The sequence below is a fragment of the Streptomyces sp. 4N124 genome, assembly GCF_052245395.1.
GTDB lineage: Bacteria > Actinomycetota > Actinomycetes > Streptomycetales > Streptomycetaceae > Streptomyces.
In genome coordinates this window covers 33,330-49,338 of the sequence record NZ_JBQQBS010000037.1, presented here as the reverse complement: position 1 = coordinate 49,338, position 16,009 = coordinate 33,330, and the positions used below count along the sequence as shown (strand labels likewise).

The 16,009-nt window shown below is 69.2% G+C and carries 11 protein-coding genes and 1 pseudogene; 8 read left to right on the top strand and 4 right to left on the bottom strand.

All coding sequences use genetic code 11. The features are described from left to right. Positions 1-57: 57 nt before the first annotated feature. On the top strand, positions 58-849 hold the full coding sequence (locus tag ACTWQO_RS31085; RefSeq protein WP_443240698.1) for an exodeoxyribonuclease III: 792 nt from the start codon (positions 58-60) through the stop codon (positions 847-849). Here ACTWQO_RS31085 and ACTWQO_RS31080 read toward each other — a convergent pair. Next, entirely contained in the window at positions 846-1,466 is a 621-nt protein-coding gene (locus ACTWQO_RS31080; RefSeq protein WP_443240742.1) for a MerR family transcriptional regulator, read from the bottom strand. The genes ACTWQO_RS31085 and ACTWQO_RS31080 overlap by 4 nt on opposite strands. A 163-nt stretch (positions 1,467-1,629) precedes the next feature. Between ACTWQO_RS31080 and ACTWQO_RS31075 the strand changes: the two genes are divergently transcribed. From ACTWQO_RS31075 to ACTWQO_RS31060, 4 genes are all read left to right on the top strand, one after another. Continuing rightward, complete coding sequence (locus tag ACTWQO_RS31075) at positions 1,630-3,135, top strand: flavin-containing monooxygenase (RefSeq protein ID WP_443240697.1); 1,506 nt, start codon at positions 1,630-1,632, stop codon at positions 3,133-3,135. Then, positions 3,132-4,049: an alpha/beta fold hydrolase gene (locus ACTWQO_RS31070; RefSeq protein WP_443240696.1), complete on the top strand. Its 918-nt coding sequence runs from the start codon at positions 3,132-3,134 to the stop codon at positions 4,047-4,049. The genes ACTWQO_RS31075 and ACTWQO_RS31070 overlap by 4 nt, the downstream gene beginning before the upstream one ends. Continuing rightward, positions 4,046-4,930, top strand: a complete 885-nt coding sequence (locus ACTWQO_RS31065; protein ID WP_443240695.1) for an SDR family oxidoreductase — start codon at positions 4,046-4,048, stop codon at positions 4,928-4,930. The genes ACTWQO_RS31070 and ACTWQO_RS31065 overlap by 4 nt, the downstream gene beginning before the upstream one ends. Positions 4,931-5,007: 77 nt before the next feature. Continuing rightward, a complete protein-coding gene (locus ACTWQO_RS31060) occupies positions 5,008-5,226 on the top strand; it encodes a hypothetical protein (RefSeq protein WP_443240694.1) in 219 nt (72 codons plus the stop codon). A 62-nt stretch (positions 5,227-5,288) separates the two neighbouring features. Here the strand turns inward: ACTWQO_RS31060 and ACTWQO_RS31055 are convergent, their stop codons facing one another. Next, positions 5,289-7,949 (bottom strand): hypothetical protein, encoded by a 2,661-nt coding sequence (locus ACTWQO_RS31055; protein WP_443240693.1) that lies wholly within the window; start codon positions 7,947-7,949, stop codon positions 5,289-5,291. Between the two features lie 80 nt (positions 7,950-8,029). Then, positions 8,030-11,263 carry a S41 family peptidase gene (locus tag ACTWQO_RS31050; RefSeq protein WP_443240692.1) on the bottom strand — a complete coding sequence of 1,078 codons (3,234 nt, stop codon included), beginning with the start codon at positions 11,261-11,263 and terminating at the stop codon, positions 8,030-8,032. Between the two features lie 191 nt (positions 11,264-11,454). Here ACTWQO_RS31050 and ACTWQO_RS31045 point away from each other — a divergent pair, with 191 nt between their 5' ends. Together ACTWQO_RS31045 and ACTWQO_RS31040 are read left to right on the top strand one after the other, a co-directional pair. After that, entirely contained in the window at positions 11,455-12,057 is a 603-nt protein-coding gene (locus tag ACTWQO_RS31045) for a TetR/AcrR family transcriptional regulator (protein WP_443240691.1), read from the top strand. A 189-nt stretch (positions 12,058-12,246) separates the two neighbouring features. After that, positions 12,247-14,466: pseudogene (locus ACTWQO_RS31040) on the top strand (MMPL family transporter). Between the two features lie 53 nt (positions 14,467-14,519). On the opposite strand, the gene ACTWQO_RS31035 reads toward ACTWQO_RS31040, so the two are convergent. Continuing rightward, a complete protein-coding gene (locus ACTWQO_RS31035) occupies positions 14,520-15,179 on the bottom strand; it encodes a GNAT family N-acetyltransferase (protein WP_443240690.1) in 660 nt (219 codons plus the stop codon). 98 nt (positions 15,180-15,277) lie between these two features. Between ACTWQO_RS31035 and ACTWQO_RS31030 the strand changes: the two genes are divergently transcribed. Beyond that, positions 15,278-15,847 carry a YceI family protein gene (locus ACTWQO_RS31030; RefSeq protein WP_443240689.1) on the top strand — a complete coding sequence of 190 codons (570 nt, stop codon included), beginning with the start codon at positions 15,278-15,280 and terminating at the stop codon, positions 15,845-15,847. Positions 15,848-16,009 lie beyond the last annotated feature (162 nt).

Sequence of the window (16,009 nt, the reverse complement as noted above, 5' to 3'; positions counted from 1 at the left end):
TATATCTATGAGGTGGTGAAATCTAGACTCTGTCCAGTGTGCCGGTAGGGTGCCCGGGTGCTCACTGTGACCTCTGTGAATGTGAACGGGCTGCGCGCCGCCGCGAAGAAGGGCTTCGTGGAGTGGCTCGCGGAGACCGAAGCCGACGTGCTGTGCCTGCAGGAGGTGCGCGCCGAGCCGCAGCAGCTGCCCGAGCATGTGCGCACGCCCGACGGCTGGCATGTCGTACACGCCCCCGCCGCCGCCAAGGGCCGCGCCGGCGTCTCCCTCTACTCCCGCCGCGAACCCGACCGCATCCAGGTCGGCTTCGGCTCGGCCGAGTTCGACACCAGCGGCCGCTACGTCGAGGCCGACCTGCCCGGTGTCACCGTCGCCTCCCTCTACCTCCCCTCCGGCGAGGTCGGCACCGAGCGGCAGAACGAGAAGGTCCGCTTCATGGGCGAGTTCCTCGCCTACCTGAAGGACCTGCGCGAGCGCGCCGCCGCCGACGGCCGCGAAGTCCTGGTCTGCGGCGACTGGAACATCGCCCACCAGCAGACCGACCTCAAGAACTGGCGCGGCAACACCAAGAACTCCGGCTTCCTGCCGGAGGAACGGGAGTGGCTGTCCCGGGTGTTCGACGAGTACGTCGACGTCGTGCGGGCGCTGCATCCGGATGTGGCGGGGCCGTACACGTGGTGGTCGTATCGGGGGCGGGCCTTCGACGGCGACGCGGGATGGAGGATCGACTACCACGTCTCGACGCCCGGACTGGCCGCGAAGGCCCTCAAGGGGTACGTCGAGCGGGCGGCCACGCACGCGGAGCGGTGGTCGGACCACGCGCCCGTGACCGTGGTCTACGACCGCTAGCCCTTCTTGCGCATCCGCCGGTCCATCGCCAGCGAAAGTTCCGCCTCCACCACGCTCCGGGCCAGTGGGCGCAGGCGTTGCATGTCGTCCTCTGTGGCGTGGCGGAGGACTACGTCGGCGAAGAGTTCGGCGAGGGCGTCGACGTGTTCGCGTACCTGTTTGCCGGCTGCCAGGACTTCCGCCAAGGGGATGCCTTCGCGGACGAGGGCGGCTGATACGTCCAGGAGGCGGCGGCTGACGTGGACGATCTCGTCGCCGTCGGTGCCGAGGTAGCCGAGGTCCATCGCGGCGGCGAGGTTTTCCGGGGTGACCTCGCCCTCGAAGCGGGCGGCGAGTTCCTCGGGGGTGAGGTGGACCGGCTCCTCTTCGGTGGGGGTGTCGACGCCGAGTACGTCGGCGACGTCGCGGCCGTGTTCGAGGGCCTCCGCGAGCTCCGCGATGCCGTTGAGGGTGTGGCCGCGTTCCAGTAGTGCCGCGATCGTGCGCAGGCGGGCCAGGTGGTGGTCGTCGTACCAGGCGATGCGGCCCTCGCGGCGGGGTGGCCGGATCAGCTTGCGTTCGCGGTAGAAGCGCAGGGTGCGGACGGTGATGCCGGCCAGGCGGGCCAGCTCCTCCATGCGGTACTCGCGTCGTCCTCCGTCTTCTGCCACGCCGGAAGCCTATGTTGTACCGCCGGTAACTTTCCCGCGCAGGACCCCTACCCATCAGTACGGTCCTGCCCTACTCTCCCATTGCGCCAGTGTTCACTGGCAGAGTCGCGAGCGGATGCGTGGAGGCGGCATGGCCCAGCAGGAGCACGAGCATGTGCGGGTGGCGGTGGTCGGGTCCGGGTTCGGCGGGCTGGGAGCCGCCGTACGGCTGCGGCGCGAGGGTGTCACCGACTTCGTCGTCCTGGAGCGGGCCGACAGCGTCGGCGGCACCTGGCGGGACAACAGTTATCCCGGGTGCGCGTGCGATGTGCCGTCCCATCTGTATTCGTTCTCCTTCGCGCCCAACCCCGACTGGCCCCGCACCTTCTCCGGGCAGCGGCACATCCGCGCCTACCTGGAGCATGTCGCCGACGTCTTCCGGCTCCGGCCCCACATCCGCTTCAACTCCGAGGTCCAGCGCATGACCTGGAGCGGCGAGCGGCTCTGCTGGGACATCGAGACGAGCAGTGGCTCCCTCTCGGCGGACATCGTCGTCTCCGCCACCGGGCCGCTGTCCGAGCCCAAGACCCCGGACATCCCGGGGCTGGACTCCTTCCCCGGGAAGGTCTTCCACTCGGCCCGCTGGGACCACGACTACGACCTGCGCGGCAAGCGGGTCGCCATGGTCGGGACGGGCGCCTCCGCCATCCAGATCGTGCCGGCCATCCAGCCCCTCGCCGAGCGGCTCACCCTCTTCCAGCGCACCCCGCCGTGGGTGATGCCCCGCGTCGACCGGGCGATCAGCGGCGCGGAGCGCGCGCTGCACCGGGCCCTGCCCTTCACCGCCCAGGCCCGCCGTGGACTGCTGTGGGGCATACGGGAGTTGCAGGTCCAGGCCTTCACCAAGCACCCCAACGAACTGGGCCTGGTGGAGCAGTTGGCCAAACGCAACATGGCCCGTTCCATCAAGGACCCGGCCCTGCGCGCCAAGTTGACCCCCGACTACCGCATCGGCTGCAAGCGGATCCTGCTCTCCAGCGACTACTATCCGGCGCTCGCCCAGCCCAACGTCGACGTGGTCGCGAGCGGGCTGAGCGAGGTCCGCGGATCGACCCTCGTCGCCGCCGACGGCAGCGAGGCCGAGGTCGACGCGATCATCTTCGGGACCGGCTTCCACGTCACCGACATGCCCATCGCCGAACGGGTGGTGGGCACGGACGGGCGGACGCTCGCCGAGGCCTGGAAGACGGGCATGAACGCGCTGCGCGGAGCCTCGGCGGTCGGGTTCCCCAACTGGATGACCCTCATCGGGCCCAATACGGGGCTGGGGAACTCCTCGATGATCCTGATGATCGAGTCCCAGCTGAACTACCTGGCCGACTTCGTACGGCAGTTGAGCGTCCTGGGCGGTCGCGCCGCCCTCGACGCCCGGCCGGACGCCGTACAGGCCTGGAACGACAAGGTCCAGGAGCGCATGAAGCGCACCGTGTGGAACACCGGCGGCTGCACCAGCTGGTACCTGGACGCCAGCGGCCGCAACACCACCATCTGGCCGGGCACGACGACCGAGTTCCGGCGGGCGACGCGGCGGGTGGATCTGTCGGAGTACGACGTCCTGCGGGTGTCCGCGGAGAAGAAGGCCGAGGTGGACGCGTGAGCCGTCTGATGCACGTGGCCTCAGGCCCGTACGCCCCACCCGTCCCCGCCCGCGAGCTCACCGCCGTCTCCGCCGACGGCGCCCGGCTCCACGTCGAGCTGCACGGCCCCGAGAACGCCCCCGTCGTCGTCCTCGCCCACGGCTGGACCTGCTCCACCGCCTTCTGGGCGGCCCAGATACGCGAACTGGCCGTCGATCACCGGGTCATCGCCTACGACCAGCGTGGCCACGGGCGCAGCCCGGCGAGCCGCGCCTGCAGTACGGACGCGCTCGCGGACGACCTCGAAGCCGTACTGAAAGCGGCTCTCGCGCCGGGCGAGAAGGCCGTGCTCGCCGGCCACTCCATGGGCGGGATGACGGTCATGGCCGCCTCCACGCGGCCCGGGTTCCGGCGGCATGCGGCGGCGGTGCTGCTGTGCAGCACAGGGGCGTCGCGGCTGGTCGCCGAGTCGACGGTCGTACCGATGCGGGCCGGGCGGCTGCGGACCGCGCTGACCCGGCGGATCCTCGGCTCCCGTGCGCCCCTCGGACCGTTCACGCCGCTCGCCCGGCGGATCCTCAAGTACGCGACGATGGGCCCGGGTTCGAATCCGCACATGGTCGAGGCGTGCGCGCGGATCGTGCACGCGTGTCCGCGCAAGGTGCGGTACGCCTGGTCGCAGGTGCTCGACCTGCTCGATGTCGTCCACGGCGTAAGGGAGTTGACGGTCCCGACGGCCGTCGTCGTCGGTACGGCGGACCGGTTGACGCCGGTCGCGCACGCCCGCTCGCTGGTCGCCGCACTGCCCAACTGCGTCGGGATCACCGAACTGCCGGGCCTCGGCCATATGACGCCGATCGAGGCGCCGGAGCTGGTCACCGGGAAGATACGGGAACTCGTCACGACGTACGCACAGGTCAAGGAGGGCGCATGAGCAGGGTCAGCCTGGAGGGGCAGGTCGCGGTCGTCACCGGGGCCGCGCGCGGCGTCGGCGAACTGCTCGCCCGGAAGCTGTCCGCGCGCGGCGCGAAGCTCGCGCTGGTCGGCCTGGAGCCGGACGCGCTCAAGCAGGTCGCCGACCGGCTGCACGGCGACAGTGACCACTGGCACGCCGACGTCACCGACCACGAGGCGATGGCGCGGGTGGCGGGCGAAGTGAAGGAGCGGTTCGGGAAGGTCGACATCGTGGTCGCCAACGCGGGTGTGGCGACCGGCGGTCCCTTCGCCGACTCCGATCCGGACGCCTGGCGGCGGGTGATCGAGGTCAATCTGATCGGGTCGGCGGTGACGGCGCGTGCGTTCCTGCCGGTGCTGCGGGAGAGCCGCGGCTATCTGCTCCAGATCGCCTCGCTCGCGGCCATCACTCCGGCGCCGATGATGACCGCGTACTGCGCGTCCAAGTCGGGCGTCGAGGCGTACGCGCACAGCCTGCGGGCCGAAGTCGGGTACCAGGGCGTGAAGGTCGGGGTCGGGTATCTGTCGTGGACCGACACGGACATGGTGCGCGGGGCCGACCAGGACGATGTGATGCGGGAGTTGCGGCAGCGGTTGCCCTGGCCCGCCAACAAGACGTATCCGCTGGGTCCCGCGGTGGACCGGATCGTCGCCGGCATCGAGCGGCGGTCCAGCCATGTGTACGGGCAGTGGTGGCTGCGCGGGATGCAGGGCGTGCGGGGGTATCTGCCCGGGGTCATCGGGACCGTTGGGCAGCGGGAGATGAAGCGGTTCGCCCATCGGCTGGAGGGCATGCGGACGGGGCTGGTCGGTGCGGGCGGCTCCGCCGATGAGCAGGAGCGGGTTACGCGGCGTAACTGATCGACATGCGGAGCGTCACACCGCGTGTGAGGCTGGTCGAGCCCGATCCCCCTCACCCATTTCGGGAGTGAAACCACATGGGCATGAAGGACAAGTTCCAGGACCAGGCCGAGCAGTGGCAGCAGCAGGCCAAGGAGAAGGCTCAGCAGGGGCGCCAGCGGGAAGAGCATGGGCGCCAGCGCGAGGAGCGGGGGCAGGAGCAGGAGCCTCAGCGGAGTGGCCGGCCGCGTGATGAGGAGACGGAACGCCTCCGGCGGGAGGAAGAGGACCGGTTCAACCAGGACTACGACGCCTGACGCGTCGCGACTGGCAGTTGGGGTGCCCCGTGAGAGGGGCACCCCAACTTGCGTTCCGGCGCTCAGTCGAGGCCCCAGGCCTCCCGGAAACTCTTGGTCTGACACAGGGAGGCGCCGGGATCGAGGGAGATCGCGTGGCGGGCCGAGGCCAGTCGATCGAGGCACTTCCTGCCGGGCACCGCGTTGCGGGCCTCCCGCATCCGCGTGGAGATCCGGTCGGTGGCGAAGAAGTCGCACACGGTCGAGGTGAAGTACATGAATGCCTCGAGTTCTCTCCCCAGCCGGACGGCGCGCGGCTGCTGGGCCGTGTCCGGTGTGGCGCTCCGGGCGGACGTCCAACGGTGGAGCTCGTCGTGCCACCGGCTGAAGTGCGCTGCGGTCGTGCGCTCGTCGGGCTCGATGCCGTCCAGCACGTCGAGCAGGCCGAGGCCCGCCGCGTCCAGCGAGTCGCTGGTCACTGACTTCCGCACGGCCCGCAGACGGCCGCCGCATTCGCGCCTGAGCAGGTCGAGCATGGCGTTCTCGAGCTCTATCTCGGGTTTTCCGTTCCCGTGTTCCCGGAAGACGTCCCCGATGACGCCTCGGGCGCTGCGGTGCAGATCCCGGGGCAGACCGCCGGACAGGACGTAGCACAGCCCGATGAAGGGCTCTGTCCAGCCGAGGAGAAGACCGTAAAGGATCTTCCTCGCATCCGCCAGGCCCAGGCGGTCCATGGTGACCATGTCGTCGAAGGCGCTGTCGAACACATCACGGAAGGGCGCGCCCCGGCGCTCGAAGTTCCCGGCCGCGTCCTCCGAGACGGAGACGAGGAAGAAGCAGCCAGGAGCCTCGAAGATCCCTTTGATGTCATTGAGGAAGTCCTGCGCGGAGTCCCCGTCCTTGATCTTGTCGAGCTCATCGATGGCGATGACGACGTGGCACTCTTGCACGACCCTGACCAGGAAGTTCAGGAAGTCGGTGACGATCTCGGGGTAGGTACGGCGGCGCTCGGCCCATGCTGTGCCCTGTTTCACCCCCGCTTCCATGGCCAGCGGGAACCGGCGGTTGCCCCCGACCCTTCCGGCCATGGACCGCTCGCTGCTGAACGACTGCTGGTAACGGATGCGGCGCAACTCGTCGACGGCGGCCTCGACCAGGCTCGCCGAGCAGGCGGCGTGCGAGAGGAGGAGACCGACCGAGCTCTCCGACAGGGACCGGCGCAGGACGAGCGGGCCGGCGGTGACCGAGAGCACCGACAGTCCGGCCGCGCCCGTCACCGCGCCGAGCAGGAACGTCCAGGTCCCGTCCCACGAGGGAGCGAGGACGAACAGTGCGGCCCCCGCCGCCGCGACGGGCAGAAACAGACGGGAGGCGAGGTACAACCGCCGGACGCTGGGGCCCTGCCACGCAGCGAACTCCACGGACGAGGCCCGAGGCTGGGCCACCACGTCGATCAGGAGAGCGAAAGTGACGGCCATGAGATACCCGAGCAGTCCGGCCGCGACCGCGCTCGCGGAAACCCCGCCCCATACCTGGAGGTCAGTCGGGACCGGTGGGACCGCGAAGGCGTGAACCAGAAGAGCCGTCGCTGCGACGAGGAACACCGAACCCACGAACGTCATGCCGATATGGGCAACGAGAGGTATGCGGATCCTCGACTCCTCACTGTTCGGGGCATCGAGGGCCCGGTCCCCGTCGGAACCGATGATCTTGCGGCAGAGTGTGGCGTGCAGGTGCAGCACGAACTCTTCCCGGTCGTACTGGACGGGCGCCGACACCTGCGCCCCCAATGCCTGCTTTTCCTCGGGACCGTCTTTGTCCCGGACGCCGTCGAGTTTGGTGAAGAACTCGATGAGTGTCGTCTTTCCGACCCCGCGCGGACCCGAGATGCCGAAACTGCCCCCCTGCCGTTGCCGCATCATGACGTCGAGTTGGTCGTACGCGGGTGTCCGGACGACTTTCTCGCGAGTGAGCCGTTCGCGCAGTCCTTCCGCCGAACGTACTCGCATACGCGTGTTGTACTGCTGTGCCAGTTCGGAGTTGAGATCGGTCAGGACAAAGCTCTGAACGGTCAGTTCGATGGTTTGCGACAGTTCGTGGACGGCCGCTTCCCACTGTCCCTCCAGGGCCCTGAACCCGAGTTGACTGCGCGCCGGTGGCACCAGTTGCGCGAATCTCCGCCTCGCCATCTCGTCGATCTGGTGCCGAACCTCTTTGAGCCCGGCGAGTTCGATCTCCAGGTCGGCGCGGAAATCCTCGGACGCGCTTGCGGCCGAAGGTGGCGTCACGGCTCGCAGGACCGCCTTGAAGTGCCTTTCCACCCCTGAGGCCAGGACGGACTCGGCTGTCGCCCGATACTCGCGGGCGTTCGCCAGGAGTACCTCGTAGGGCTGGGTCGTACGACCGGCCGATCCGCTCAGCGCGTCCCGGATGGCGCGTTGGGCGGAACGCAGACCCGCCGAGGCGGAGACGAGATTCGTGAGGAATTCGTCCGAGGTGATCAGTTCTTCGTTCAGCCGGTCGCCGAGCGTGCGGGCCCGGTTCAGCGGGTCCGCGATGTTGTGCAGGATGTTCCTCCGGTGCTCTTTGACCTTGGCTGCGAGATCGATAGGGTTTTGCAGCTCGGCGATGGTGGATTTGATCTCGGGATTCCCGATCACCGTCGAGATCGCATCGTCCAGCAGCTTCGAATCGTCTATTTCGAACGGGCTTTCTCCCCGGTTGTACAGGCCGGAAGAATTCATCAACAGCCTCCCCCGTGTTTCGGCTGAAGAGCAACGATCCCGTCGAGGTGATGCGCCGTCAATACGCCGTTCTCCGCATGTCAATCCACCGTGCGCGGCGGCAACTTGGGCCGAGAGCGGTCCGGTACGTGTGAGTAGTCCGGCGGCGTTGCCGGAGGCGACGTCTGGAGCAGGTCCAGGGCCAGTTTCACCGCGTCGTCCAGCTGGGCGTGTCTGCCCTCTGCCCAGTCCAGTGGTGTGCGGAGGATTTCCAAGTCGGGGGTGACGCCGTGGTTTTCGATGGACCAGCCGTAGGCGTCGAACCAGGCCGCGTTCATGGGGACCGTGATGACCGTGCCGTCGCCGAGGCGGTGGCGGCCGGTCATGCCGACTACTCCGCCCCAGGTGCGTTGGCCGACCACCGGGCCCAGCTTGAGGAGCTTGAAGGCTGCCGTGATCATGTCGCCGTCCGAAGAAGTCGCCTCGTCGGCCAGGGCGACTACCGGGCCTCTTGGGGCGTTCGAGGCGTACGACACCGGCTGGGCGTTTCTCGTCAGGTCCCAGCCGAGGATGGTGCGGGTGAGTTTTTCGACGACGAGTTCGCTGATGTGGCCGCCGGCGTTGCCGCGGACGTCGACGATGAGGGCCGGCCGGGAGACCTCCATGCGCAGGTCGCGGTTGAACTGGGCCCAGCCGGAGCCGCCCATGTCGGGGATGTGGAGGTAGCCGCAGCGGCCGCCGCTCAACTCGCGTACGACTGCGCGGCGTTTGGCCACCCAGTCCTGATAGCGCAGGGGGCGTTCGTCGATCAGGGGGACCACGGCGACCCTGCGGGAGCGGCCTTCGCCCTCCGCCGGGGTGAACGTCAGCTCCACCGTCGTACCGCCTGCTCCCGCCAACAAGGGATAAGGGCCTGTGTCGGGGGCGACCGGGCGGCCGTCCACGTGGGTCAGGACCGCGCCCTCGCGGATCCCGGTGCCGGCGAGGGGGGAGCGGGCCTTGGAGTCGGACGACTCGCCGGGCAGGATGCGCTTGACCGTCCAGCCGCCGTCCCTGCGGACGAAGTTGGCGCCGAGGAGGCCCTGCCAGCGCTGGTAGTGCGGGGGGCCTTCGTTGCGGCGGGCCGCGGAGACGTAGGCGTGGGAGGTGCCCAGTTCACCGAGTACCTCGCGGAGCAGGTCCGCGAACTCGTCGGGGGAGGCCACTCGTTCGAGCAAGGGGCGGTACTGGTCCAGCACCGCGTCCCAGTCGATGCCGCACATGCCGGGTTCCCAGAAGTAGGCGCGGATCAGGCGGCCCGCCTCCTCGTACGACTGGTTCCACTCGGCGGCCGGGTCGACCTCGTGCAGGATGCGGCGGAGGTCGATCCAGACGGTCGTATCGCTGTCTCCTGATTCGGTGGAGGGGACGGCTCGCAGGTCGCCCTCGTCGACGACGACCAGGCGGGTGCCGTCGCCGCTCACCGCGAACCAGTCCAGGTGCTCGACCAGTTCGGACTTCTTCGCCTTGGTGATGTTGAAGTATTCGAGGGTGGGGCGGCCGGTCGTGTCGTCGGGATTGGCGAACGTCTCGCCCAGCGCGCCCGAGATAGGCCAGCGCAGCCAGACCAGTCCGCCGCCGGACACCGGGTACAGCGCCGAGTACTTGGAGGCGGCGACCGGGAAGGGGGTGACTCGGCTTTCCAGGCCTTCCACTTCGACCGTCACCGCGCCGTCGCCGCCCTCGTCGTCCTCCACCGGGTCCAGGCCGCCCGCCGCCGGGCGGCCCTCGGGGTTCAGGGCGAAGGGGGAGGGGGTCGCGGAGGACAACGGGACCAGGTAGGGGCGGCAGCCGAGGGGGAAGGAGAGGTCGCCGGTGTGGACGTCGTACACCGGGTCGAAGCCTCGCCAGGAGAGGAAGGACAAATAGCGGCCGTCTCGCGTGAAGACCGGGTTCTCGTCCTCGAAGCGGCCGTTCGTCACGTCGACGATGAAACGGTCCTTGATCCTCGCCATCTTGATCTGGCGGAGCGAGCGGCCGATACCCGGGTGCGACCAGGTCAGCCAGGCGCCGTCGGGGGAGAACGCCAGGTCCCGTACCGGGCCGTTGATCGAGCTGATCAGCTCGGTGACCTCGCCGTTGGAGTCCTCCGTCGCATCGATGAGCAGGAGGCGTCCGTCGTGCGAGGCCATCGCCAGGCGCTCGCCCTGGGGGTCGGAGACCAACTCCAGGACGCGGCCCAGTTCGCCGGAGGCGAGGCGGCGGGGTGCGCGGTCGCCCGTCGCTCGCGGCAGGTACGCGATCTCGACGGCGTCCTCGCCCCCCGCGTCCGTGACGTACGCGACCTGGCCGACCTTGCCGAGCATCTCCGGGAGCCGGACCCGTACGCCCGGAGTGTCGGTGATCGTACGGGCCGGGCCGTCGCGGTGGGTCAGCCAGTACAGACTTCCTCGTACGATCACCGCGCTCGCGCGGCCCGTCTCGTCGACGGAGATGCCGTCCACGTGCTGGGCGGCGGGCACCTGATACCGGCGGCGGCCCGCGCGGGGGCCGCTCAGGCGTACGTCGAGCTTGCGCGGCTTCGAGTCGGCGGTCAGGTCGTCGACGATCCACAGGTCGCCCGCGCACTGGTAGACGACGCGTGTGCCGTCGCTCGCGGCGTGCCGGGCGTAGAAGGCGTCGTGGTCGGTGTGGCGGCGCAGGCCGGAGCCGTCGTAGGCGCACGAGTAGAGGTTGCCGACGCCCTCGTGGTCGGAGAGGAACGCGATGCGGCCGCCGACGAACAGGGGGGATTCGAGGTGGCCGCCGAGGTCGGCGAGGAGCCGGTCGCCGTGCAGCCAGAGGCGGCCCATGGCGCCGCCGCGGTAGCGCTTCCAGGCGGCCGGTTCGTGGGGCGGGGTGCCGGTGAGGAGCAGGGTCTTGCGCTCGCCGTCGAGGTCGGCGACCTGGATGTCGGAGACCGGGCCCCAGGGGAGCTTGCGGCCGGGGTCGCCGTCGGGGGTCACCTTGTAGGCCCAGGTGAAGTAGGAGAAGGGCTCGCCGTGGGAGGCGACGGCGAGGATGTCGCCGTCCGGGGTCCAGCCGCACACCCGGGTGTCCGCGCTGCCCCAGTACGTCAGCTGCCGTCCGGCGCCACCGTCCACCGGCACCACATGGAGCTCCGGGACCAGGCTGCGCCAGCTCGTGTACGCGATATGGCGGCCGTCGGGCGAGAAGCGGGGGTGGCCGGCCTTGGTGCGGTCGACGGTGAGCCGCCAGGCTCGGCCCGGTCCGTCGAGGGGGGCCAGCCACAGATCGTCCTCGGTCACGAAGCACAGGAGGTCGCCGCTGAGGTGCGGCAGGCGCAGATAGCTCACCTCCCCATGCTTTTCCCGTCGATGGGCCCGGGCAACTTATGCGGAACGAACACACGTGAGGCAGCACACGTACGAAACGGTTTCGTTTCGCGGGAGTCTGCGCTACATTCGTGACGTACGAAACAGTGTCGTTCGAAGCAGCGTCGTTGAAGCCGGGTCGCTCCGGCGAGGAGCAGGAGAAGGTGAGTGGGATGGCTGAGGCCGCAACGGTGCGTCGCAGTCGGATCACGCCCGAGCGCGAGGCCGAGCTGTACGAGGCCGTGCTCGACCTGCTCCGCGAAGTCGGCTACGACGCCCTCACCATGGACGCCGTGGCCGCCCGCACCCGGTCCAGCAAGGCCACCCTCTACCGCCAGTGGGGCGGCAAGCCCGAGCTGGTCGTGAAGGCCGTGCGGCACAGCAAGCCCGGTCCGTTCGAAGGCGTCGACACCGGCACGCTCCGGGGCGATCTGCACGCCCACATGGAGCAGACGGACGACTGCGAGATGGAGCAGAACGCCGGGCTCATGCGAGGCCTGGCGATGGCGGTGCACAACAACCCCGACCTCCTGCGCGAGTTCCGCGAAAAGCTCGTCGAGCCGGAAATGGCGGAGTTCGATCGTGTGCTGCAACGGGCCGTCGACCGGGGTGAGATCCGGGCGGACAACCCGGCGCTGGGCTATGTGACGCACATGATGGTCGGTGCGTTCGTCGCCCGGGGCCTGATCGAGGACCGGCCGCCGACCCGGGCCTTCCTCACCTCGTACATCGATGCCGTGGTCCTCCCCGCCCTCGGCGTATCCGCGAACCGGTGATTCCCCACAACCGGTGATTCCCCACAACCGGTGATTCCCCACAACCGGTGATTCTCCACAACCGGTAATTCCCCACAGCAGCCTCACCTGACGTAACCGCTCACGTCGTCGGGCCGATCACGCCTGCCACCCATCGGGCTGATCACCCCTGCCCTGTTACACCCACGACCTGACCGGGAGTACGCCCTCGTGGCAACGTTTCTCTACAAACTCGGCCGGCTCGCCTTCAGGCGACGCCACTTCGTCGCCCTGATATGGGTGGCGCTGCTGACGCTCGCGGGTGTGGGCGCGGCCAGCGCCCCCGCGGCGGGTTCCGCCTCCTTCTCGATCCCCGGCACCGAGGCCCAGAAGGCCTTCGACCTGCTGGAGGAGCGCTTCCCCGGCATGAGCGCCGACGGCGCGACCGCGCGGGTCGTCTTCCAGGCGCCCGACGGGGAGAAGATGACCGACGCCGCCAACAAGGCGACCGTCGAGAAGACCGTCCAGGACCTGTCCGACGGCTCCGAGGTCACCTCCGTCGCCGACCCGTTCAAGGCGAACGCGGTCAGCAAGGACGGAACGGTCGCGTATGCGGCGGTGTCGTACGACGTCTCCGGCATGGAACTGAAGGACGCCTCCAAGGAGGCGCTGGAGGACGCCGCGCAGGACGCGCGGGATGCCGGACTGACCGTCGAGATCGGCGGTGACGCGCTCCAGGCGACGCCCGAGACCGGCTCCACCTAGATCATCGGTATCGCCGTCGCCGCGGTCGTCCTTGTCATCACCCTGGGTTCCCTGGTCGCGGCCGGACTGCCGCTGCTGACGGCGCTCATCGGCGTGGGCATCGGCGTCTCGGGCATCACGGCTCTGGCCAACGCCCTCGACCTCGGCGACACCACGGCCACGCTGGCCACGATGATCGGCCTCGCGGTCGGCATCGACTACGCGCTGTTCATCGTCTCCCGCTACCGGGCCGAACTCGCCGAGGGCCGGGACCGAGAGGAAGCCGTCGGCCGGGCCGTCGGTACGGCGGGCTCCGCGGTCGTCTTCGCGGGCCTCACGGTCGTGATCGCGCTGGCCGGACTCGCGGTCGTCAACATCCCGATGCTGACGAAGATGGGCTTCGCGGCGGCGGCCACGGTCGTCATCGCCGTACTGATCGCCCTGACGATGATCCCGGCGCTGCTCGGGTACGCGGGCCGCAAGGTGCAGCCGGCGGGGGAGAAGAGCAAGCTGTTCGGCCGCCGGAAGTCCGCGGCGGCGCAGACCAAGCCGAACATGGGCACGCGCTGGGCGAGCTTCGTCGTACGCCGTCCCGTCGCCGTCCTCCTCTTCGGCGTCATCGGTCTCGGAGCCGCCGCGGTTCCGGTCGCCTCGCTGGAGCTGGGCCTTCCCGACGACGGCTCGCAGCCCACGTCCACGACACAGCGACGGGCGTACGACACCCTCTCCGACGGCTTCGGGCCCGGCTTCAACGGGCCGCTGATGATCGCCGGTGACGCGAAGGGCAGCGACGATCCGAAGGCGGTCGCGCAGACCACGATCGATGACATCAAGGGCCTGGACGGTGTCGTATCCGTCAGCCCGGCGGCGTTCAACAAGGCCGGGGACACCTTCACCATCACCGTGATCCCCGACTCCAAGCCCTCCTCGACACAGACCGAGGACCTCGTCCACTCCATCCGTGACGAGGGCGCGCAGATCAAGTCCGACACGGACGCGGACGTGCTGGTCACCGGCACCACCGCGATGAACATCGACTTCTCGCAGAAGATGAACGACGCGCTGGTCCCGTATCTGGCGCTGGTGGTGGGGCTGGCGTTCCTGCTGCTGATCGCGGTCTTCCGCTCGATCCTGGTCCCGCTGAAGGCGGCCCTCGGCTTCCTGCTGAGCGTGCTGGCGGCGCTGGGTGCCGTGGTCGCGGTCTTCCAGTGGGGCTGGCTGGCCGGCCTCATGGGTGTCGAGGAGACCGGCCCGATCATGTCGATGATGCCGATCTTCATGGTCGGCGTGGTCTTCGGCCTGGCGATGGACTACGAGGTGTTCCTCGTGACCCGGATGCGCGAGGCGTACGTCCACGGCGAGAAGCCGAGCCAAGCGGTCGTCACGGGCTTCAGGCACGGCGCCCGGGTAGTGACCGCCGCCGCGGTGATCATGATGGCGGTCTTCGGCGGCTTCATCGGCTCGAGCGAGTCCATGATCAAGATGATCGGCTTCGGCCTCGCGATCGCGGTCTTCTTCGACGCGTTCGTGGTGCGGATGGCGATCGTCCCGGCGGTGCTGGCACTGCTCGGCCACAAGGCCTGGTGGCTGCCGAAGTGGCTGGACCGAGCGCTGCCCAACGTGGATGTCGAGGGCGAGGGCCTGAGGACCGCGGAGGACCGCAAGAACGCGGATCCGGACGAGGAACGGGAGCTGGTACGCGTCTGAGGTACCGGATTCCGTAGGACCGGCCGGTGAGGGCTCCGTGGGGACGGCGGCCTTCACCGGCCTTCTGCTGCCTCCGTGCCGCGCCCGAGATACGTGACCGGCCCCGGATCGGGCACCGCGATCTCATGGAAGCCGAGACGACGGTAAAAGGCTCTCGCGGGCGTGTTGGCGGTCAGCATCGACAGATGCACGGCCGGCACACCCCTGCTGTGCAGCGCCCGCAGGAACGCCCGCATCAACTCCCGTCCGTAGCCGCGTCCTTGCCACTCCGGGAGCAGGTCGATGTGCAGATGGGCGGGGTAGTCGGCGACCTCGGGCAGCAGCAGCCGCTCGGGACGGCGCAGCAGCGCGACGATCTCGTCATCGAGCGTGCGCGGCGGATCGCTGGGCTCCGGATACCGGTCCGCCACCCTCGGCAGCCACTTCGCCCGGAAGCCCTCGACGAAGCGTGGGGTGTCCGCGGTCCCCAGGATGTAACCGACGGCCTGCCCCTGCCCGTCGTCCAGTACGAACGCCAGCTCCGGTTCCAGATGGACGTAGGGCTGCGCGAAGATCACCGGGAAGATGCCGGGGTCGGCGTAGTGGGGGCGGCTGTCCTGGCCGACGTGGGCGGTGCGAACACAGATGTCGTCGAGGCGTTCGCGATCGGCGGGGCGATAGGGGCGTACGGCGGCGGGTGTGACGTCATGGGTCCCGGCGGGCGTCGAGGTCATCACCGCATGCTGCCCGTCCGGGACCGACCCCGCCCCCACAATGCGGTTTTCGTGACGCAGGTCAGGCGCTGACGAGGGGCCGGACGTATGTTGGCCGTATGGACCCTGTAAGCGGAAAGCACCACATCGGCTCGGACACAGGGCAGCTACGGATCAAGACCAGCCGCGCCGGGCTGGGCCGCAAGGCCGGCCATGACCTGACGATCGAGGTCACCCGCTGGTCCGGGGATGTCACGGTCGATGTCGCCGATCCGGGCAAGTCGTCCGTGGTCACCTCGATCGAGGTCGACTCCCTGGAGGTCCGGGAGGGAGTCGGAGGCCTGAAGCCGCTCACGGACGACGACCGAGCGGACATCGAGCGGACGATCAGAGAGAAGATCCTCAGGACTGCGGAGCATCCGCGCATCACCTTCACGTCGACCGAGATCGCAGGCACCCCGCACGCCTTCACCGTGACCGGCGATCTCACGATCATGGGCACGACCCATCCGATCACCCTTGAGGCGCGCCTGGACGCCGAGGGGGGTGTGCACGGCGCCGCCACCGTCGTACAGAGCACCTGGGGCATCAAGCCGTACAAGGCGTTCGCCGGCGCCCTGCGACTCACGGACGAGGTCCGCATCGAGTTCGACCTCGCCCCCCTGACCGACACGGCGGTACTGGGATAGCCCGACCCGCCACTCCCGGCCCGCCGGAAAGCAGCAATTGGAACGTTCGGGCCATCCCTGAGCCAGGACCCCTCGGTCGGCAGCACAGAGGCTGGCCCAAATCTGCCAATTACCGGCTCTGGCAGGGCCCGCGAGGCCCATATGCCTCGCGGGGTACGACCG